Origin of the sequence: uncultured Thiodictyon sp., from assembly GCF_903946935.1 — a bacterium.
Lineage (GTDB): Bacteria > Pseudomonadota > Gammaproteobacteria > Chromatiales > Chromatiaceae > Thiodictyon.
Genome location: NZ_CAJAXH010000015.1, coordinates 1 through 20,527, shown reverse-complemented (window position 1 = coordinate 20,527; position 20,527 = coordinate 1). Strand labels below are relative to the sequence as shown.

At 64.4% G+C, this 20,527-nt stretch carries 19 protein-coding genes; 13 read left to right on the top strand and 6 right to left on the bottom strand.

Features of this window, described 5'->3' with window-relative positions:
- Positions 1-13: 13 nt before the first annotated feature.
- From QZX93_RS01480 to QZX93_RS01470, 3 genes are all read right to left on the bottom strand, one after another.
- Positions 14-970 carry a DUF808 domain-containing protein gene (locus QZX93_RS01480; RefSeq protein WP_295390031.1) on the bottom strand — a complete coding sequence of 319 codons (957 nt, stop codon included), beginning with the start codon at positions 968-970 and terminating at the stop codon, positions 14-16.
- A gap of 121 nt (positions 971-1,091) precedes the next feature.
- Positions 1,092-1,589, bottom strand: coding sequence for a PIN domain-containing protein (locus QZX93_RS01475; protein ID WP_295390029.1), 498 nt, complete (start codon positions 1,587-1,589; stop codon positions 1,092-1,094).
- A 1-nt stretch (position 1,590) separates the two neighbouring features.
- Positions 1,591-1,878 (bottom strand): hypothetical protein, encoded by a 288-nt coding sequence (locus tag QZX93_RS01470; RefSeq protein WP_295390027.1) that lies wholly within the window; start codon positions 1,876-1,878, stop codon positions 1,591-1,593.
- Between the two features lie 444 nt (positions 1,879-2,322).
- Between QZX93_RS01470 and QZX93_RS01465 the strand changes: the two genes are divergently transcribed.
- From QZX93_RS01465 to QZX93_RS01445, 5 genes are all read left to right on the top strand, one after another.
- Positions 2,323-4,560: an arginine/lysine/ornithine decarboxylase gene (locus QZX93_RS01465; RefSeq protein WP_295390025.1), complete on the top strand. Its 2,238-nt coding sequence runs from the start codon at positions 2,323-2,325 to the stop codon at positions 4,558-4,560.
- A gap of 130 nt (positions 4,561-4,690) precedes the next feature.
- Entirely contained in the window at positions 4,691-6,802 is a 2,112-nt protein-coding gene (locus tag QZX93_RS01460; RefSeq protein ID WP_295390023.1) for a glycosyl hydrolase family 57, read from the top strand.
- Between the two features lie 13 nt (positions 6,803-6,815).
- Entirely contained in the window at positions 6,816-7,331 is a 516-nt protein-coding gene (locus QZX93_RS01455; protein WP_295390021.1) for an LEA type 2 family protein, read from the top strand.
- Between the two features lie 8 nt (positions 7,332-7,339).
- A complete protein-coding gene (locus tag QZX93_RS01450; RefSeq protein WP_295390019.1) occupies positions 7,340-7,462 on the top strand; it encodes a hypothetical protein in 123 nt (40 codons plus the stop codon).
- A gap of 263 nt (positions 7,463-7,725) precedes the next feature.
- Positions 7,726-7,989, top strand: coding sequence for a DUF1640 domain-containing protein (locus QZX93_RS01445; RefSeq protein ID WP_295390018.1), 264 nt, complete (start codon positions 7,726-7,728; stop codon positions 7,987-7,989).
- Positions 7,990-8,246: 257 nt separating this feature from the next.
- Here QZX93_RS01445 and QZX93_RS01440 read toward each other — a convergent pair whose 3' ends face one another.
- Entirely contained in the window at positions 8,247-8,735 is a 489-nt protein-coding gene (locus QZX93_RS01440) for a hypothetical protein (RefSeq protein WP_295390016.1), read from the bottom strand.
- Positions 8,736-9,548: 813 nt separating this feature from the next.
- Between QZX93_RS01440 and mutS the strand changes: the two genes are divergently transcribed.
- Entirely contained in the window at positions 9,549-12,161 is a 2,613-nt protein-coding gene (gene mutS, locus QZX93_RS01435; protein ID WP_295390014.1) for a DNA mismatch repair protein MutS, read from the top strand.
- 168 nt (positions 12,162-12,329) lie between these two features.
- On the opposite strand, the gene QZX93_RS01430 is transcribed toward mutS, so the two are convergent.
- The gene (locus QZX93_RS01430) at positions 12,330-12,944 is read right to left on the bottom strand and encodes a L,D-transpeptidase (RefSeq protein ID WP_295390012.1); all 615 of its coding nucleotides are present in this window, start codon (positions 12,942-12,944) and stop codon (positions 12,330-12,332) included.
- 186 nt (positions 12,945-13,130) lie between these two features.
- On the opposite strand from QZX93_RS01430, the gene QZX93_RS01425 reads away from it, so the two are divergent.
- The 6 genes from QZX93_RS01425 to QZX93_RS01400 all read left to right on the top strand — a co-directional run bounded on the left by QZX93_RS01425 (position 13,131) and on the right by QZX93_RS01400 (position 18,205).
- Positions 13,131-13,883 (top strand): Nif3-like dinuclear metal center hexameric protein, encoded by a 753-nt coding sequence (locus tag QZX93_RS01425; RefSeq protein ID WP_295390010.1) that lies wholly within the window; start codon positions 13,131-13,133, stop codon positions 13,881-13,883.
- A 224-nt stretch (positions 13,884-14,107) separates the two neighbouring features.
- Positions 14,108-14,701, top strand: coding sequence for a ubiquinol-cytochrome c reductase iron-sulfur subunit (gene petA, locus QZX93_RS01420; protein WP_295390008.1), 594 nt, complete (start codon positions 14,108-14,110; stop codon positions 14,699-14,701).
- Positions 14,702-15,955, top strand: a complete 1,254-nt coding sequence (locus tag QZX93_RS01415) for a cytochrome b N-terminal domain-containing protein (protein WP_295390006.1) — start codon at positions 14,702-14,704, stop codon at positions 15,953-15,955.
- Positions 15,952-16,680, top strand: a complete 729-nt coding sequence (locus QZX93_RS01410; protein WP_295390004.1) for a cytochrome c1 — start codon at positions 15,952-15,954, stop codon at positions 16,678-16,680. Before QZX93_RS01415 ends, QZX93_RS01410 begins: the two co-directional genes overlap by 4 nt.
- 421 nt (positions 16,681-17,101) lie before the next feature.
- Positions 17,102-17,704 (top strand): glutathione S-transferase N-terminal domain-containing protein, encoded by a 603-nt coding sequence (locus QZX93_RS01405; protein ID WP_295390003.1) that lies wholly within the window; start codon positions 17,102-17,104, stop codon positions 17,702-17,704.
- 21 nt (positions 17,705-17,725) lie between these two features.
- On the top strand, positions 17,726-18,205 hold the full coding sequence (locus tag QZX93_RS01400; RefSeq protein ID WP_295390001.1) for a ClpXP protease specificity-enhancing factor: 480 nt from the start codon (positions 17,726-17,728) through the stop codon (positions 18,203-18,205).
- Between the two features lie 13 nt (positions 18,206-18,218).
- Here QZX93_RS01400 and QZX93_RS01395 read toward each other — a convergent pair whose 3' ends face one another.
- Positions 18,219-18,533: a DUF3301 domain-containing protein gene (locus QZX93_RS01395; protein ID WP_295389999.1), complete on the bottom strand. Its 315-nt coding sequence runs from the start codon at positions 18,531-18,533 to the stop codon at positions 18,219-18,221.
- A 114-nt stretch (positions 18,534-18,647) separates the two neighbouring features.
- On the opposite strand from QZX93_RS01395, the gene QZX93_RS01390 reads away from it, so the two are divergent.
- A complete protein-coding gene (locus QZX93_RS01390) occupies positions 18,648-19,652 on the top strand; it encodes a metallophosphoesterase (protein ID WP_295389998.1) in 1,005 nt (334 codons plus the stop codon).
- The last annotated feature ends 875 nt before the right edge of the window (positions 19,653-20,527 follow it).

The window sequence follows — 20,527 nt, the reverse complement described above, 5'->3', positions numbered from 1 at the left end:
ACGCGCCACGGCCTCAGGCCCGGCGCCGGAGCAGCCCCCACAGTTTGGTGGTCGGCACCACCACCGCGAGCACCAGGGCGCCGGTCAGGATGCCCACCAGGGCATCCAGCAAGAGCGGCGCCAGGAACGCCAGGACCGCACCCACGCCCGCCACGCCCCCGGCCAGCTGAGTGGCCCATTCGACCAGATGGTGGATGGCGGGGACACCGTGACGAATGATGCCGCCGCCGACCAGGAACATGGCGGCGGTGCCGACGACCGAGAGGGTCTGCATCAGCCGGGGGGCGGCGGCGACCAGGAGCCGGCCCAGACCGCGCACCGCGTCCGCCCAGGCCCCCGCCCCGGCCACCCGGCTGAGGTAGAGCCCGGCATCGTCCAACTTCACGATCCCCGCCACCAGACCATAGACGCCGATGGTCATGAGCAGCGCAATCGCCGCCAGCACCGCGACCTGCTCGGCAAAGGGCGCGGCCGCCACCGTTGCCAGGGCGATGACGATGATCTCGGCGGAGAGGATGAAGTCGGTGCGCACCGCGCCCTTGATCTTGTCACGCTCCAGGGCGGCAAGGTCGGCATTGGGGTCTTGCAGTGCCTGCGCCAGCTCCGCCTGGTGGGCCGCGTCCTCGCCCTTGGCCGCCAGCCAGTGGTGGGCCAGCTTCTCGAACGCCTCGAAGCTCAGATAGGCGCCGCCCACCATCAGCAACGGCACGATGGCCCAAGGCGCCACCGCGCTGATCCCGAGCGCCCCCGGCACCAGGATCGCCTTGTTGACTAGCGACCCCTTGGCCACCGCCCACACCACCGGCAGTTCGCGCTCCGCCCGCACCCCAGCCACCTGCTGGGCGTTGAGCGCCAGGTCGTCACCCAGTGCGCCGACCGTGTTCTTGGCCGCCACCTTGGTCATGAGCGAGATGTCGTCGAGGACCGAGGCGATGTCGTCGATCAGTGCGAGTAGGCTGCTGCCGGCCATGGGTGCGATCTCACAAACGTTGGATGGGTGGGTGGATAGGTCGATTTAGGCAAGACTACCAGCACTCGGGCTCGAATCCCGACCGATTTTTCGCCTCAATGAGCTGATCGCGCAAGATGGATCAGCAACTCAGCCACTGCTCTCGGATATGATTGAAGTTGATTGCTTCCACTTTGAGTTCGGAAGCATAGTGATAAAGCGGAAGATCAGCCGTGACGAGGACCAATCGTTGTTCTCGCGCCGTAAGGAACAGTCCGGCATCGGTGACTCCTAACTTGAAATACACTGGCGTTGCAACGATCTCCTTCGAAAGCATGAAAATCTCACTGAGAGTCGTCAAGGCGGCTTGAGCCAGCAATTGCTTTGCTTGTTGCCTCTTCTTGGGATCGAGCCAATCCAACAGGTTTGAAACTTCGGCAATCACATGCGGCGTCGTGCAGGTCCATCCGAACTGTCTGACCAGATCGTCGATACCCTGGACATCATCGGTAGTGAAAGCCTTTGTTCTCTTGAATTTTTCGACCTCGCCTCGGCCAAGCATGCCAACGATGTAGACAATCAGTAGATTCGCATCGATCAGAATGCCTTTCAGTGGTGATGCAAGGTGATGATGGCGCACATCAAAGACCCCTTATGCTGATGGAGATCAGATGGCCATCGTCAGGATCGATCCGGAACACTTTGTATTCCCGAAGGGTTTCTTCTTCAACCGTTGGGAAAAGGCCAGGTCCGTTTGTTCTTCTTCTGAGCTTGTGCGGCGAATCATACCCAAGGGTCACGAGCCATTGATTGCTCGTGTCATCAAACACGACCTCTTCGAGCGCCAGATTCTCCAGCGATTCCTGGTCAAATAGCGCACGGGCATGTTCCCGAGCCGAAGTAATTGCATTCTTGATGTCGATACTCACAGATATTTCTCCGGGTTATTCGATGCTGTGAATGATGGAATCGCAAGGCTGCGGCCGGGTCACTCTATAACCTCGCGGCGCAGGGTACGCAGAAACCCACTGGGACAATCAAAGCGACGCCCAGCACGACGGACGTGGCGCATCGCCTGCAATGCCTTCTTGCGGCCCTCCAAGCGGGCTTCATGCCTGCTGTGACTGTTCTCCTTGGTAGGCCCGAAGGATACCCCATCGGGCGGGCGGGATGCACGCCGACGGACGATTGCGTCGGCAGCGCTGCGTCAGGGGCGGGATCGGGCTGAAGTCACGCCCCTCAGGCGGCAGCTTGTGAAGCGCGCAACGGTCCCGAAGCCGCCCGCACCGCACGACGACTTCACACGGTAACGCACCGCCTGCCCCTTAGGCCTATACTGCCGCGTTTTTCACCCCGCCCCCAGAAGGTCACCCATGTACTTCCGTTTCCCCGTGGTCATCGTCGACGAGGACTTCCGCTCCGAGAACGCCAGCGGCACCGGGGTGCGGGTGCTGGCCAAGGCGATCGAGGGGGAGGGCATCGAGGCGCTCGGCGTCACCAGCTTCGGCGACGTGGCCTCCTTCGCCCAGCAGCAGTCGCGCGCCTCCGCCTTTATCCTGTCCATCGACGACGAGCAGTTCTCCTCCCCCGAGGAGACGGCGGAGGCCATCGCCCAGTTGCGCGCCTTCGTGCAGGAGATCCGCTTCCGCAACTCGGACATCCCCATCTTCCTCTATGGTGAGACCCGCACCTCGCGCCACATCCCCAACGATGTGCTGCGCGAGCTGCACGGCTTCATCCACATGTTTGAGGATACGCCGGAGTTCGTGGCCCGTTATATCGTGCGGGAGGCGCGTAACTATCTGGATTCGCTCGCCCCGCCATTCTTCCGCGCACTCACCCACTACGCGGCGGACAGCTCCTACTCCTGGCACTGCCCCGGACACTCGGGCGGTGTGGCCTTCCTCAAGAGTCCGGTCGGGCAGATGTTCCACCAGTTCTTCGGCGAGAACATGCTGCGCGCCGACGTGTGCAACGCGGTGGAGGAGCTGGGGCAGTTGCTCGATCACACCGGCCCCGTCGCGGCCTCGGAGCGCAACGCGGCGCGCATCTTCCACGCCGATCACCTGTTCTTTGTCACCAACGGGACCTCGACCTCCAACAAGATCGTCTGGCACTCCACCGTGGCCCCGGGCGATGTGGTGGTGGTAGACCGCAACTGTCACAAGTCGATCCTGCACGCCATCACCATCACCGGGGCCATCCCGGTCTTCCTGATGCCGACGCGCAACCATTACGGGATCATCGGCCCCATCCCGCTGTCCGAGTTCAGTTGGGAGAATATCGAGCGCAAGATCGCCGCCAACCCCTTCGCCACGACCGGCAGCCGCCCGCGCATCCTCACCATCACCCAGAGCACCTATGACGGGGTCAGCTACAACGTCGAGACCATCAAGGAGATGCTCGACGGGCACATCGACACCCTGCATTTCGACGAGGCCTGGCTGCCGCACGCCGCCTTCCATGATTTTTACGGCGATTATCACGCCATCGGCGAGGGCCGAGCCCCCTGCGTGGACTCGATGATCTTCTCCACCCAGTCCACCCACAAGCTCCTGGCGGGGCTGTCGCAGGCGTCGCAGATCCTGGTGCAGGAGAGCGACAACAACAAACTCGACCGCGACGTGTTCAATGAGGCCTTCCTCATGCACATGTCCACCAGCCCCCAATATGCCATCATCGCCTCGTGCGACGTGGCGGCCGCCATGATGGAACCGCCCGGCGGGCCGGCCCTGGTGGAGGAGTCGATCCTGGAGGCGCTCGACTTCCGCCGCGCCATGCGCAAGGTCGACGCGGAGTTGGAAGAGTCCTGGTGGTTCAAGGTCTGGGGCCCGGATGAGCTGGCAGAGGAAGGCATCGGCGAGCGCGAGGACTGGATCCTGCGCGCCGGCGAGCGCTGGCACGGGTTCGGCGACCTGGCCCCCGGCTTCAATATGCTCGACCCCATCAAGGCGACCGTGATCACCCCCGGGGTGGACGTGGACGGCAATGTCGCCGACTGGGGCATCCCGGCCGCCATCGTCACCCGCTATCTGGTCGAGCACGGCATCATCGTGGAGAAGACCGGGCTCTATTCGTTCTTCATCATGTTCACCATCGGCATCACCAAGGGCCGCTGGAATACCATGGTCACCGAGCTCCAGCAATTCAAGGACGACTATGATCACAATCGTCCGCTGTGGCGCGTCTTGCCCGACTTTGTCGCCAAGCAGCCGCGCTATGAGCGCATTGGCCTAAAGAACTTGTGCGACCAGATCCACGCGGTCTATCAGGAACACGACATCCCTCGACTCACCACCGAGATGTATACCTCTGAGATGGCGCCGGCCATGCGCCCGGCCGACGCCTTTGCGCGCATGGCCCACCGCGAGATCGAGCGGGTGGAGATCGACCATCTGGAAGGCCGTATCACCGCCATCCTGCTCACCCCCTACCCGCCCGGCATCCCGCTGCTGATCCCCGGCGAGCGGTTCAATGCCACCATCGTGCGCTATCTCAAGTTTGCCCGCGCCTTCAACGAAAAGTTCCCGGGCTTCGAGACCGATATTCATGGCTTGGTCAAGGAAGGGCTCAACGGGCATGTGCGGTATTATGTGGATTGTGTGCGGTGAACGCAGAACCCTGGATTCCGCTGCGCTCCATCCAGGCTACGGGAAACCGCTCCGTAGAATACTTGCCCAACCTCAGCGCCGACGCGCTTGTGATTTACGTTGACCAATCGACTTTGACCTGGAGCAATTGATGGGAATCTTTACGCGCTTTCTCCTGATTGACTGCCCGGAAGAAATTCACTGCGAGGCCGACGGCACCCAGCCCGCGTTTGATGTCAATTTCACCGCGGACGGAGAGATTCCGTTTCCCCAGGTGATCTTGCATGCACACGGGAAACAAATACTGCTTAATGGCGATGCCATCCGATCCAGCCAGGACAAGGACTATGTCGCCGCGGTGCCGGCGGGGACGCTCCAAGGCGAGCGCGTCAGCGTCCAGGTCGAGGGCTGTCGCCAGGCCGACCTTACGCATGCGCGGGGTGAAGACTGGGTCAAGGAACACCGGGAGTTGCGTCTGATCCGTCCGCCGCAACCCAGGGCGGAAATTCGTCCGGCGGTGTCCGGCGGGGCCGAGGTAAAGCTCTACTTCGGCATCCACAAACACATGCACCAGCCTTATTACAACACCACCGACCGCAACTATTGGGACGGTGAGAAGGACGGTATCTTCGGTTCGCGCGGCGGCAACTATACGGATTTCATTCCCACCGCGGTGCGGCAATACATGGAGGGCGCACTGCCGCATGCCGGGCTGTCGACGAGTTGGAGCGGCTCACTGATCGAACAACTGGATCGCTGCGGCGCCGAGGGGCTGTGCGGCGGCCGCTTCGCGGGCTGGAACGCGGCGCTGCGCCAACTGGCCGCGGCCAAGACCCAACTGGATAACCCGCGCATCGCCTTTTCCGCGTTCGGCTTCTTTCACCCGCTGATGCCGCTGATCCCGGCGCAAGACATCGTGCGCCAGATCGCCTCGCACCGCGACCTGATCAAACAGACCTTCGGCATCGAGGCGTCGCGCGTGTTGTTTCCGCCTGAGACCGCCTTCCATGTACGCATGATCCCGGCCCTAGTCGAGGCTGGCGTAACGGCGTTGATCTATGACTCGATCCACCGCTTCCGCGCCTGTCGCGACTACCCCTATGCCGGCATCAATGAGGGCATGTTGCCGCCGAATGCCGCCGAGCAGGCCAACCCGCCAGTGGATGATTGGTTGCAATTGACCAATATCTGGGCCGGATCGAAGATTTCACCACGCCTGCTGCGGCCGGAATATGTAGGCTATGAGGACCCGGACGGCACGCTCCATAAGATCATCGCCGTCCCAGCCGAGCGCTATATTGGCAACGAGGACGCGCGCGGCGGCTTCGGTGCATTGCAATATCCGGATGTGCTGGGTCAGGTCTATGACCGGATCGTCAGCACCGGCAGCTTCGATCCGGCGCATCCGCCGTTTTTCGTGCTGCATTCGGACGGCGACAATCATGGTGGCGGGGCCGACAGCTACTACGGGCACAACACCGCGCGGCTGGTCGAATGGCTCCAGCAGGACACCCGCTTTGAGCTGACCACGGTGGAGGATTATCTGCAACGCTTCCCGCCCGACCTCACCCAGGTGTCCCATATCGAGCCGGGCTCCTGGGCCGGGGCCGACAACGGCGACCCGCAATTCATGAAGTGGTTCAGCCGTTATGATCGGCCTTACTCGCCCGATTTGAATTCGTGGGCGGTGCTCACCGCCTTCCAGAATGCCGTGCATACGCTGGAAGCGAGCGCGCCCGATCATCCGGACCTCCCCGCCGCCATCCGCCTGCTGTTGACCGCCGAGACGAGCTGTTACTGGTATTGGACCGGCCAACACGGTTGGGACCAGCAGGTGACCAACGCCGCCAATCTGGGACTTGGCCTGCTCAAGCCGGCGCTCGATACGCTGGTGGCGACCGGCCACGACCGCCAGGGTCCGACGATCTTTCCGCCGTGGGTGACCCCGGAGAATCCGGGCGGCCAGCGCTGGGGCCAGGGGTGTCTGCGCGATGCGCCGCGCCAAGGCGTCGCCCACGCCTTCGTCGCCGATGTCTGCGGGCTGTCACGGGTCGAACTGGTGCTACGCACCGCCACCGGGGAACAGCGCTTGACCATGCACAACCACGGCCCCTATCCCTGCGAGACCGGGGCCGCGGTGACGGCGGACTATTTCACCGCCGACCTGCCGATCGGTGCTGGCGATGTGCGTTATTTCATCGAAGCGCAAGACCGGCGCGGGAATGTGTCCAGGGGCGCCCTGGAACGTATTTTTCTGGCCTGAGGAGTGACCGACCATGCAACGATCCGCCCTTGCCCTCGCACTCCTGTGCGCCGCGCTGCTCACCGGCTGCGCCACCCTGACCCAGCCTTGGAAGGCACCGGAGGTGAGCCTGACCGGGCTGCGGCTCAAGGAATTGACCCTGGCACGCCAGGTCTTTGTGGCAACGCTGGCAGTGCATAACCCCAACGACCGGACCCTGCCGATCAAGGCCATGACCTACAAGCTGAAACTGGAAGGGCAGGAGCTGGCGCAGGGCGCGAGCGCGCTGGACCGTCAGATCCCCGCCTTGGGCGATGCGTCGGTCGACGTGGAGGTGATTGGCAGCCTGCTTGGCGTGACCCAGATGCTACCCGCCCTGGCCACCAAGCAGACACCCCTGGATTGGACCCTGACGGGGACGGCGACCATCGCCGACGGGCTACTCACCCTACCCTATCGCTATTCAGGTCAGGTGGACCCCCAAGAGGTCCTGTCGCGCGCCGGTGCGCTGACGACGCCGACGACGCGTCAGGCCGCACCGCGACGATAGCCCGTCGCGTGGCGTTGGAACCGGTACTCAAGTCAGAGATCCGCGAACTGGACTACCGCCTGACCATCAAGCTCGGGGCCATGATGATAGCGGCGGTGGCCGCCGTGGCAACACTGATCATGCTGCTCTGAACTCACCGCGCCGCATGGCGGCGCAGGCCGCCATCGATCGGGCGGCGCGGGGCGCGGTGGCGCTGGAGAACCTGCGGCGAAACCGGCGGCGGCGCCGAAGTCCGCCGCGGTGGTGATGGTGAAGAAGCGGCAGGTGATTTCGCGGGATGACTGAGGACCGGACGCCCGTCGACCGTTCGACACGCTCACGGTTCAGGGCGCCGGGCGTTTTGCAGCAAACGGGCAAGACCCTATACTCCGGTCAAGGCTCAGAGGATTTCATCATGACCACAGTGACCTTCGATACCCATCTCTTCGTGCGAACCATCCAGGCGTCCGGCATCCCCGAGAACCAGGCCGAAGCCATCGCCGAAGCCTTCAGGGTGGCCCAGAGCAACGCCGAACTGTCCACCAAAGGCGACCTGAGCGAGCTGGAGTATCGGCTCAAGAGCACGATCAACGAATCCAAGGTGGATATGATCAAGTGGGTCGCGGGCCTGATGCTGGCTCAGGCGGCCGTCATCGCGGCCTTGGTCAAGCTGCTCTAGGTGCCCGTCGGGTTACGCTTCGCTAACCCGAGCTACGGACTTGGCGCTGCGGGGCCTGCATGGCGTCCCAGGCGGCACGCACGGCAGAGGCGGCAGCGGCCGCCTCCTGGGCCGCGCGCTCGGCCTCTTGGCGCGCGCCTTGCGCGCCCGCGCCATGGTGCGGCTGATCCCGCCTAGTTTGGCGATGGCGGTGAGGATGTCGTCCTTCGCGGGGTCGATGGTCATGCGCGCGGCCTGCGCCCTGGCCTCTTGGTCGGTCAGGGCGCGGGCCTTGGCGGCGGTTTCCTCCAGGGTGGCATGGGGGCCGAAGGGTGCGTTGGACGTCGGGGCGGTGTCGTCGCGCCTGGAAGCCGCTCCCACGGGGTCGGGGGCGACTGCGTCGCGGTAACGGCCATGGCGCCCGCACCACCCCGCAAGATCCGGTCGTCCTGCTGCGGGTCGTCGCTCGGGTTGAGCCGGTCGATGACGACGCGCTCGCCAGCGCCGTCGGGGGCGATGCGCTCGAAGATGGCGCCGGGGGCGAGCGGTGCGGGGGGCGCCGGCTTGGCCGCGGCCTGGTGCCAGTCGTCATAGGTTACGGGTCCACCGTCGGCGAGTCGCTGCGGATGACGGGGGTCATAGACAACATCTCCATCCGCTCGCTCTTGATCCTGCGCAAACGCCTCGATTCCACTACTTGCGTAAATGCCAGCACCGCGACGACCCACCAACTCCCCCACAGTGTCACTACCAAGATTATGAACCACGCCATCTCCTGCCATGGCGCCAAAGGCTCCTGCTGTCGCGTTCTTGAGTACGCCATTTGGTTTCACTCCCCGGTTGCCGAGATATTGCGTCGACGTATTCTGCACCCCGCCGGCCAGCCCGCCGAGGGCCGCCACGGCGCCCATGCCGCCGATCGCCACGGCGGCCGGGATGACGAGGGGGTCGAGCGCCTACTTGAGCGCCCGCCCGGTTCCATAGCCGACATTGGCCAGCCCAGCCGGGATGCTGTCATTTGGCAGGGCAGTGCCCTGGTGCCGGCGATCGGCCCGCCCAGGGCGGCGGTCAGCTCGGCCGCGTCCAGGCAGGCCTGCCCGAGCGCGGTCCCCAGGCGACCCGCGCGCCCTGCACAGCAACCGCAAGCTCTGCGTCCTGGGCCAGCGCAACGGCCGCACCCGCTCCTATTTCGGCATGCGCGCTTCGACGTGCGCGACCAGGCCGGAATCGCCGATGCCCACCTCGACGACCTACCCGCCAAGCGCCAGGGCCGCGACGCCCGGCACTTGGCCGGGCATACCACTGCGGCGATGACGGTCAGATACTTGCGAGGCAGGGAACAGGGCGCGGTAACCGGCCGAGCTTTAGGCTACAGCCAAGAAAACAGCCGTCTTGTGTGCGTCGCCGTCAACATTTCACTAGCCGACTGGGGGAGGAAGTGTTAAACAAGATCGCGATTTACTACGCCGGGTAGGTGTTCGGGCGCGACTATGGGCGAATCTTTTCAGACGAACCGCCTGCGGGTTAGATAATTGGAGAATATTTCAATTAATAACAATAATCTACAGCATACGCCAGTAATGCAACAGTATCTGCGCTTCAAGGCCGAGCACCCGGGGATGCTGCTCTTTTTCCGCATGGGCGACTTCTACGAGCTGTTTTTTGAGGACGCGGAGCGGGCGGCGCGCCTGCTGGACATCACCCTGACCAAGCGCGGCGCCTCGGCCGGGCAGCCCATCCCGATGGCCGGGGTGCCGTATCACGCCGCCGAGGGCTATCTGGCCAAGCTGGTGCGCAAAGGGGTCTCGGTGGCGATCTGCGAGCAAATCGGGGACCCGGCCAAGACCAAAGGGCCGGTGGAACGGCGCGTGATGCGGATCGTCACCCCGGGCACCCTGACCGACGAGGCGCTGCTCGATGCGGCCCAGGACAACCTGCTGGTCGCCATTGCGGAGGACGAACAGGGCGGCTACGGCTTGGCCGCACTGGAGTTGTCGAGCGGACGCTTCACGGTCCTGGAGCTGGGGACCCAGGAGGCCCTGGGGAGCGAGCTGGCCCGCCTGCGACCGGCCGAGACCCTGCTCGCGGAGGACAGCCGACTCCCCGCGACACTCGGCCTGGAGCGCGGACTCACCCGCCGCCCCGCCTGGCACCTGGATGCGGACAGCGGCGAGCGGCTGCTGTGCGAACAGTTCGGTACCCGCGACCTCAGCGGCTTCGGCTGTGCGCAACTGCGCCTCGCGGTGGGGGCAGCCGGCTGCCTGCTCCAGTATGTCCGCGACACCCAGCGCGCCGCACTCCCCCACCTGCGCGGCCTGTCCACGGAGAACCGGGATGCGGCCGTCATCCTCGACGCGGCCACCCGCCGCAACCTGGAGCTCACCGAGAGCCTGTCCGGTCACCCCGAACACACCCTGGCCGGGGTGCTGGACCACACCGCCACCGCCATGGGCAGCCGACTCCTGCGCCGCTGGCTCGCCCGGCCGCTGCGCGATCAAGCGGCGGTGCGCGCGCGTCACCAGGCACTCGCCGCCCTGCTCGACACCGCCGCGGGCACGCCACTGCGCGAGCTCCTGAGCGGTATCGGCGACCTGGAGCGCATCCTCGCCCGGGTGGCCTTGAACACCGCACGGCCCCGGGATCTGGCGGCCCTGCGCGACTCATTCGCCCTGTGCCCGGACTTGGGAACCCGGTTGGCGGCCATCGACGACCCGCTGCTCAATGACCTGCAAGCGCAGATCGGCGAGCACCCGGACCTGGTGGACCTGCTCGGGCGCGCCATCCTCCCCCAGCCGCCGATGCTGATCCGCGACGGCGGGGTCATCGCCCCGGGCTACGATGCCGAATTGGATCAACTGCGGACACTCTCGACCGACGCGGACCAGTTCCTGCTGGACCTGGAGACACGGGAGCGGGAACGCACCGGCATCGCCGCACTGAAGGTCGGCTACAACCGCGTCCACGGCTATTACATCGAGCTTGGCCGGGCGCGCGCCGATCAGGTCCCGCCGGACTTCGTGCGCCGCCAGACCCTCAAGGGCGTGGAGCGCTATATCACGCCCGAACTCAAGCGCTTCGAGGACGAGATCCTGGGCAGCCGGGAGCGCGCCCTGGCCCGGGAGAAGGCGCTCTATGAGGGGCTGCTCGCCACCCTGCGCGACGCGCTCGGGCCGCTGCAACTGGGCGCCGCCGCCATCGCCGAACTCGACGTACTGGTCAATCTGGCGCTACGGGCGCAGGCCCTGGACTGGGCGCGCCCCCAGTTCACGCAAGAGCCGCTGATCGAGATCGCCGACGGCCGCCACCCGGTGGTGGAGCGCGTGCTCGACCGCCCGTTCGTGGCGAATGGACTCACCTTCGACCACCGCCGCCGCATGCTGGTCATCACCGGACCCAACATGGGCGGCAAGTCGACCTATATGCGCCAGTGCGCACTGATCGTGCTGCTCGCCTATGCCGGGAGCTTCGTCCCGGCCCGCGCCGCCACCCTGGGGCCGGTCGACCGAGTGTTCTCGCGCATCGGGGCGGCGGACGACCTGGCCGGCGGGCGCTCCACCTTCATGGTGGAGATGGAGGAGACCGCCAATATCCTGAATAACGCCACCGCGCAGAGCCTGGTCCTGATGGACGAGGTGGGCCGCGGCACCAGCACCTTCGACGGGCTCTCGCTCGCCTGGTCCGCCGCGGTGGAACTAGCCAACCGCATCCGCGCCTACACCCTGTTCGCCACCCACTATTTCGAGCTGACGACCTTGCCGGACGAATACCCCGGCATCGCCAATGTCCATCTGGACGCGGTGGAGCACGGCACCAGCATCGTCTTCATGCACGCACTGTTGGAGGGACCGGCCAACCAGAGCTATGGGCTGGCGGTCGCCGCCCTGGCCGGGGTCCCGCCCGGGGTGATCGACCGCGCCCGCGGGCGCCTGCGGGAGCTGGAGGACGCCGCCCGCCGTCATGCCGAACAGGGGGCGGTGCAGCTCTCGCTGTTCCTGCCGGACCCCGCGGCGGACGTCGCGCCGCCGCCGCAACCAGCGGCGGAGCACCCGGTCTACGCCGAGCTGCGCGGGATCGACCCGGATGAACTCACCCCAAAGGCCGCGCTGGACATCCTATACCGGCTGCGGGGGATGATCCTGGAACCGGCGACCAAGCCGCGTAAACCAAGAGCGCGCGGTCATCGACCAGCGTAGAAAAAGCAGTTTTGTCACGCCAAGACGCCAAGCTCGCCAAGGTTTTGCAACCCTTATCGGCGCTCGGCGACGCACCCGGGGGGTGATTGAACACCGAACGCATCCCATTGTCTTTCTTGGCGAGCTTGGCGCCTTGGCGTGAGCGATTGCCGGATTTCGGAGCGGGGACTAGAACACCGTGGGGTGGTTCGGCGAGACGCTGGCGAGCCGGGCGGCCCCCGACCCTTTGACCAGGATGCGATCGCCGATCCGGATGCGGTCGAACAACAACCGGGCATCCTCGGTGCGCAAGCGGATACAGCCGTGCGAATCCGGAACGGTGGGGGTGGGGACCCAGCCCTCATGGACAAAATACGGGCCATGGAACTGCAACGAGTAAGGCATCGGCGTATTGTCGTTGAAATAATTGGTATATTTCCCCGATCGCTTATCGATATCTTTGCTCAACACGCGAAAGTCGCCGGTGGGCGTCGGGTGCTCCTTGGTGCCGGTGGAAACCGGCCCGCTCAGGAAGACCTGATCGCCCTCCACATACTCGAAGCTCTGGGAGCCGATAAAGATCGTCAAGGCCCGGTGCTCCGCCGGGGGAAGTTGGTAACGAAGGTCCTTGTTCGGCTTCACGGGCGGGGTATTCTTGACTAGGTCGATCTCGCTGGACGAGGCGGGCACGAGTTGCAAGGGTTCGGGAGCGACCTCGCCGATCGCGGGATCCAGGGCGCAGCCGCCGCTCAATAGGGCGCCCACGAGGGCGAACAACAGGATTGGGGATTTTGGATTATGCATACGTTGGCCTTGGCCCGTGGAGGCACAGCGCCTCCGAACAGGAGGGCGGCAGGCCGGAATTTCGCACCTTCGGGCGGACCGACATCGCACCCGCCCCCGTAACTTGACAAAGTACATTGTCCCATCCCGCGCGGACTCAAGGCCAGCGCGCGGCGATCAGGGAAATTGACCGACTAAGAGGCTCGGATGATCGAACCACACGCCCTGACCGCCTACTGCGACCAGCTACTGGCCGCCGCCGATTTCGCCGACTATGCCCCCAACGGCCTCCAGGTGGAGGGCGAGCGCCCCATCCGGCGGCTGGTGAGCGGCGTCACCGCAAGCCTGGCCCTGATCACGGCCGCACTGGATCTTCAGGCCGACGCCCTGCTGGTCCACCATGGGTGGTTCTGGAAGGGCGAGAACCCCTGTCTCACCGGACTGAAGGGGCGGCGCGTCCGCACCCTGATCCGCGGCGGCGCGAGCCTGATCGCCTACCACCTGCCCCTGGATGCACACCTGACGCTGGGCAACAACGCCCGCTTGGCCGCCCAACTCGGGGTCCTGGACGCACAACCGACCGGCCTCGCCAATGGGGTGCTGTGGACCGGGCGACTGAGCGAGCCGACCCCGCCCGCGCTGTGGGCCCAGCACGTCGGCACGCGGCTGGGGCGTACCCCAACCCTGGTGGCGGGTTCGGACACCCCGCTGGAGCGCATCGCTTGGTGTACAGGTGGGGGCCAGGGCTATCTCGAGGCGGCCGCGGCCTTGGGGGTCGATGCGTACCTCAGCGGCGAGATCTCCGAGCAGACCACCCACACCGCCCGGGAACTCGGACTCTGTTATCTCGCCGCCGGCCACCACGCGACCGAACGCTATGGGGTGCAGGCGCTGGGCCGTCACCTGGCGGAGCGGTTCGCACTGGACCACAGTTACGTGGAAATCGACAATCCAGCCTGACCCGACCCCGTCGGTCAGGCCCAACCGCGGCCGCCCGGGATGCCCACCGGACAACAACCAGCGGGCAAGAGCAGTTATTGAGGTTTCTGCCTTGACCTACGGCGCCCGAATCACGGAGAATGTGCGGTCGGTTTTACAGCGATTTCGCATATTCTTACATACACGCGCGATGTCGGCTTATGGAGAGTCGGCAGCACCTGTCTCCACCCGGGGGTTAGTCGGAAATGAGCGCACCAGGCGTAAATCAAAGCAGGCGACGGGTTCTCGTCGCCGCGACCACAGCAGTCGGCGCCGTTGGCGCGGGCTTCGTGGCCGTTCCATTCATCGCATCAATGAACCCGAGCGCGAAGGCACGAGCCGCCGGCGCCCCGGTCGAGGCCGATATCAGCAAGCTGGAGCCAGGCGCCCTGCTGCGCGTCAAGTGGCGCGGCAAACCCATCTGGATCGTCAAGCGTACCCCTGAGATGCTGGCCGCCCTGCCAACCCTGGACCCGCGGCTGACCGATCCGAACTCGCTGGTCCCCCAGCAGCCGGAGTACTGCAAGAATCCGACGCGGTCCATCAAGCCCGAGATCTGGGTCGCGATCGGCATCTGCACCCACCTGGGCTGCTCGCCGACCTTCCGCCCCGAAATGGCGCCGGACGATCTCGGCAAGGACTGGAAGGGCGGGTTCTTTTGTCCGTGCCACGGCTCCCGGTTTGACTTGGCGGGCCGGGTGTTCAAGGGCGTGCCCGCACCCACCAACCTGGTGATCCCGAACCACAAGTACCTCAATGACACCACCATTCTAGTGGGTCAGGATCAAGGAGCTGCCTAAATGAGCGCCGAAGAGACGACCACCACCGGTTTCATGGGCTGGATCGACCAGCGCTTCCCGGCCACCAAGGTCTGGAACGAGCATCTCGCCCAGTATTACGCCCCCAAGAACTTCAATTTTTGGTACTACTTCGGCTCACTGGCCATCCTGGTCCTGGTCATGCAGATCCTGACCGGGCTGTTTCTGGCCATGAGCTACAAGCCCTCGGCGGCAGAGGCCTTCGCCTCGGTCGAGTACATCATGCGTGACGTGGAATGGGGCTGGCTGATCCGCTACCTGCACTCCACCGGCGCCTCCGCCTTCTTTATCGTCGTCTATCTCCACATGTTCCGGGCGCTACTCTATGGCTCCTACCGCAAGCCGCGGGAACTGTTGTGGATCGTCGGCGTGGTGATCTATCTGGCGATGATGGCCAGCGCCTTCTTCGGCTACCTGCTGCCGTGGGGGCAAATGTCCTACTGGGGCGCCCAGGTCATCGTGAACCTGTTCGCGGCCATCCCCGGCTATGGCCCTGACATCTCCACCTGGGTGCGGGGCGACTATGTCATCTCCGACGTGACCCTCAACCGCTTCTACGCCTTCCACTTTGTGGTCCCCTTCATCCTGGCGGCCCTGGTCTTCATCCATATCGTGGCCCTGCACGCGGTCGGCTCCAACAACCCCGACGGCATCGAGATCAAGAAAGGACCCAAAGGCAACCGCTGGAGCGACAAGGCACCGAGCGACGGCATCCCCTTCCACCCCTATTACTCAGTGAAGGACACGGTTGGTGTCGCGGGCTTCCTGATCGTTTTCAGCATCATCCTCTTCTACGGCCCGGCCTTTTTCGGCGTCTTCCTGGAGGCCGCAAACTTCCAGCCGGCCAACCCGATGGTGACCCCGCTGCATATCGCGCCGGTGTGGTACTTCACGCCCTTCTACGCCATCCTGCGCGCCGTGCCGCCGATGTATGACTCGCAGTTCCCCGGTGTAGCGGCGATGTTCGCCTCGATCCTGATCATGTTCCTGCTGCCCTGGCTGGATCGCAGCCCGGTCAAGTCCATCCGTTACAAGGGCACGCTGTCCAAGATCGCCTTGGGGATCTTCGCGGTGTCGTTCGTCGCGCTGGGCTATCTCGGTATGATGCCCGTGAGTGCGCTGGCGACCGTCATGTCGCAGATATTCACCGTTCTGTATTTCGCGTTCTTCCTGCTGATGCCGATCTACAGCAGTTTGGACAAGGTCAAGCCGGTTCCGGAGAGGGTCACCGCATGAAAAAGCTGTTAGCCACCGCCGCCCTCGCGCTGCTGCCTGTACTGGGGTTCGCCAACACCGGCGGGCCGGCACTGCAACAGTCGAATATCGACCTGCGCGACCAGGCGTCGCTGCAGCGGGGCGCCAAGTACTATATGAGCTATTGCTCGGGCTGCCATTCGCTCCAGTACATGCGCTATAACCGCATGGCTGCGGACATCGGGATCAGCGACACCGACCTGCGCAAGTATTTCCTGGTCGGCGACGCCAAGCCGGGCGATCTGATCAAGCGGTCCATGACCGATGCAGATGCCCAGAAGTGGTTTGGGGTCGCCTCGCCCGATCTCACCCTGGTCGCCCGCTGGCGGACCCCGGACTGGATCTACACCTATCTCAAGAGCTTCTATCTCGACCCGACCCGGGCCTACGGCGTCAACAACGTGCTGTTCCCGAACGTGGCCATGCCCAACGTCTTGGGCGACCTCGGGGGCGATCAGGAGGCCGTCATGTCACACCACGCGGGCTCGACCCCGGTGGCGGAGGGCGTCAAGCCGATCAAGCCCGGCAGCCTGCCGCCGGCGCAGTACGATGCGATGATTCGTGACATCACCGCCTTCCTGGCCTATGTCGGCGAACCGATCCAACAGGAGCGCAAGCGCCTCGGCGCCTATGTGCTGGTGTTCCTCGGCTTCTTTTTCGTCATCGCCTATCTGATGAAGAAAGAGTACTGGAAGGACGTCCACTAGCAGCCTGTCGGACTTGATGGCGTAACCGATTGATTAAACAGGAAAACGACTTTTTGGCGCAAAAGAGGAAACTCTTTGCATTCAATCGGTTGCATCACTAAGTCCGACAGCCTGCTAGCGGACTTTGCCCGCCCGGCCCCCGGTTCCCGGGGGCCGTCTCCCGCCGTTCCCCCCGTAAAAAGCCCTCGGGCCGCGGCCCGACACGGTATACTGCCGCTCTAAGTACGGCGCGTGCATTCCCCCTCCCCTCGCCCACGCCAGGGTCACCCTTGGCAGCGGCTGCCGCAGAGGCAAGCCACCCGCCGACACCACACTGCGCAACCTGGATGGGTTGGCGCCTTAAGTTCTTCGGTCGCTGCCGGATCGCGCCTCGGCGCTGAATGATGGAACGCCGGCGACGCCCGTGAGCAGACGAGCTGTAATGACCCTATTCTCTGATCCCCTCTGTCCTTATTGCCATCGGGTCCGGATGGTCCTGGCCGAAAAAGGCATCGCGGTGGACGTGGTGGATGTAGACGCCAAGCACCTCCCCGACGAGGTCATGGACGCCAACCCCTACGGCACCGTGCCGACCCTGGTCGATCGCGACCTGCGCCTCTATGAGTCGCGCATCATCATGGAGTATCTGGACGAGCGCTTCCCGCACCCGCCGCTGCTGCCGGTCGACCCGGTCTCGCGTGCCAATGCGCGGCTCTTCATGTACCGCATCACGCACGACTGGTATCAATTGATGGGCCGCGGCTTCAACGGAACCGCAGATGAAAAAACCAAGGCACGCAAAGCGTTGCGTGAGAGCCTGATCACCTCGGCGCCGATCTTTGCCGCCCACCCGTTCTTCATGAGCGACGAGTTCTCGCTGGTGGATTGCTGCGTCGCGCCGCTCTTATGGCGCCTGCCCGCACTCGGGATCGAGTTACCGGAACAGGCCAAGGCAGTGCGCAACTATATGACCAGGATCTTCGCCTGGGAGGCCTTTCGCGCTAGCCTGACCGAGGCCGAACGGGAATTGGTCGCTGACCTCTAACTGCCGCCCCCGGAGTCGCGGATGAACAACCAAGACGGGTTCATGACCTCTACCAAGCCCTATCTGGTGCGCGCCATTTACGAGTGGATTCTGGACAACCGGATGACTCCGCACGTCCTGGTGGATACACAGTACCCGGGCACCCGGGTGCCGATGGAGTTTGCCGAGGACGGTCAGATCGTCCTCAATATCGCCCCCAGCGCCGTCCATGGGCTGGTCATGGACAACGATTGGGTACGCTTTAGCGCGCGTTTCGGCGGCGTGACCCGTAACCTTGAGTTCCCCAGCGAGGCCATCCTCGGCATCTTCAGCCGCGAGAACCATCAGGGGATGGTCTTCCCCCCGTCCGACGAGCCGGCGGTCGCCGCCGACACCGCCGATGCGCCCCCCGGCCCAACCGCGGTACCCACGCTGCGCGCGGCGGAACGCCCCAAGGGCGACGGCACCGGCCCCGGCAAGGGGAAAGGACGTGGCGGCCCCACGTTGAAAATCGTCAAATAGGGGGGCATCCTCGTTAGGTGTCTGCGGGACTATCAGGCAGGCCGAAGCTCAACTCTTCCAAGCCTATGCCGCGCATCACCAGATAGCCGCTGCGCCGCCCCAGACCCTCCTCGCTGAAATCGAAGCGGTAGACCCGACGCAGCCGGACGCCCTCGCGACCCCACGCCAGACGCAAACGCCGCAGGGCCACGGCCTGGTCGAGAAACTGGAGGTCACGGCGCTCGCAGGCGCTGCGACACAGATGCAACGCGCGTTCGCGCACCCGCAGGCTGTCCAGCCAAAACCAGCCAATCAGCGCCAGGATCAAGAGGGGAAACAGAGTGTTCATAGGCCGTCTATAGTAACATCCGACGCCCTGACTACCCCGCGTCCAACTGTCATCCGCGCGGACCTGGGTCTTGCATGAGGCGCCACCTTCAGTGTTCAAGCCGCCTGAGGACCCATGGCCAGAATCGACCCGACTTCGCAAGATGGTGCCCGACGCCCCCCAGGGCCGAGCGACGCAGAGACCCCACCCGAGCTGCAAGCGCTGGCCCAGCGCATTGGCCATACCCACCTGCGCCAACGCCTGGGATTGGAAGAGGACCACGAGGTCTTCTGCTTCTCCCGCCCGGGCGCGCACTTTTTCTATCCGGAGAACTGGTACTCGTTCCACGGATTCATCCGCACGTCCTTGCGGCTGGCGGGCCTCTATGAGCGCGCCCAAGGCAACACCAGCGCCATCCGAATCACCCACCACCGCCTGGCCCTGCGCGACCTGCCGCAGCCATTCGAGGGCCTGCGCCTGCTGCACCTGAGCGACCTGCACGCGGACATGGACCCACGCATCACGGCCGCCATCACCGAACGGGTGCATGATCTCAACTATGACCTGTGCGTCTTCACCGGGGACTACCGCGCCCGCACCTATGGCCCCTACCTGGCGGCCCTGGCGGGCATGACCGCCATTTGCAGAGAGTTGCACGGCCCCCTTTACGCCATACTCGGCAACCACGACAGCATCCGGATGGTACCGGGGCTGGAGGCCCTGGGGATCCGGGTCCTGCTGAACGAATCGGTGGCGCTGGAGCGCGACGGGGCGCACCTGTACCTGGCCGGCATCGACGACGCACACTACTATCGGGTTCACAACCTCCAGCAGGCGGCCGCCAACATCCCGGCAGACGGCGTCTCACTCCTGCTCTCCCACACCCCGGAGGTCTACCGCCATGCGGCCCATGCAGGCTTTGCGGCCATGCTCTGCGGTCACACCCACGGCGGCCAGATCTGCCTGCCCGGCGGCTACGCACTCACCTGGGACGCGCGCTGCCCGCGCCGCCTCGCCGCCGGCCCTTGGTCCCAAGGGGACATGAACGGCTACACCTCGGTGGGCTGCGGCAGCTCAGTGGTCGCGGCCCGACTCAACTGTCTGCCGGAGATCGCGATCCACGAACTGTGCCGGGCTTGAACGGGGGCCGCGCGTGACACCGGCCCAGAGACAAGCCAGATTTTCCGGCCTTGATCATCGTTTCGGCCAGGCGATTGGTCCGCACAGCGGACCCTACGGCTTGCGCCGCGCCCGTAGGGTCCGCTGCGCGGACCAACGACCCGGGAATTGCTCACGCCAAGGCGCCAAGCTCGCCAAGCAATACGATCGGGTAGAACCACGATCCAGATCACCCTCCCGGCGACTCGCGCAACGCTGATAACGCACTGAAAAGCCTTGGCGAGCTTGGCGCCTTGGCGTGACAGCCGCTTTTTCTAGGATGATCAAGACCGCCGCACCGACAGCCGACGGTGGCACCCCAGCCCGATGGCAACCCGTCCCAGCCACGATCAAAAAAACTTCTTGCATTTGGCAACAAGCCAGAGTTAAGCTTTATTCCGCATGCTGCTTATGTAAATTTTTCGTTAACGAAAAAGGAGCGCATCGTACCCGGTTCAACGGTCGTCCCGTGGATGTTTCCGTTTCCTTTCCCATCTGCCGATCGCAGATGGGAAACGTTGAGCCTGGCCGCGATCCTCGAGGCTTCCCCAGTTCAACGGGGTAGCGTCTTGGCGGCGGGATGCGGTAGCCATGGGCGGGAAGGGTTGCGTGGGGGCTGGACCGATTTCAGTCTAGTACACTAGTATCCTAATCCAGCCTAGCACACTAGCGGCCCGCGGCAGCCTAGCCCGGCGGCGGCCCGTCTCGAGCTAGTACACGCTATATTTATGAAAAATAACAAGAAAATCGCATAGCATCGACCAATCTGCCACGCATAGAAAATGTGGCTGAAAAAATTCTGAATTTGTGATATACAGCAGCAAGGACGCTTCCCGAGCATAACAGTAGTTGATGCT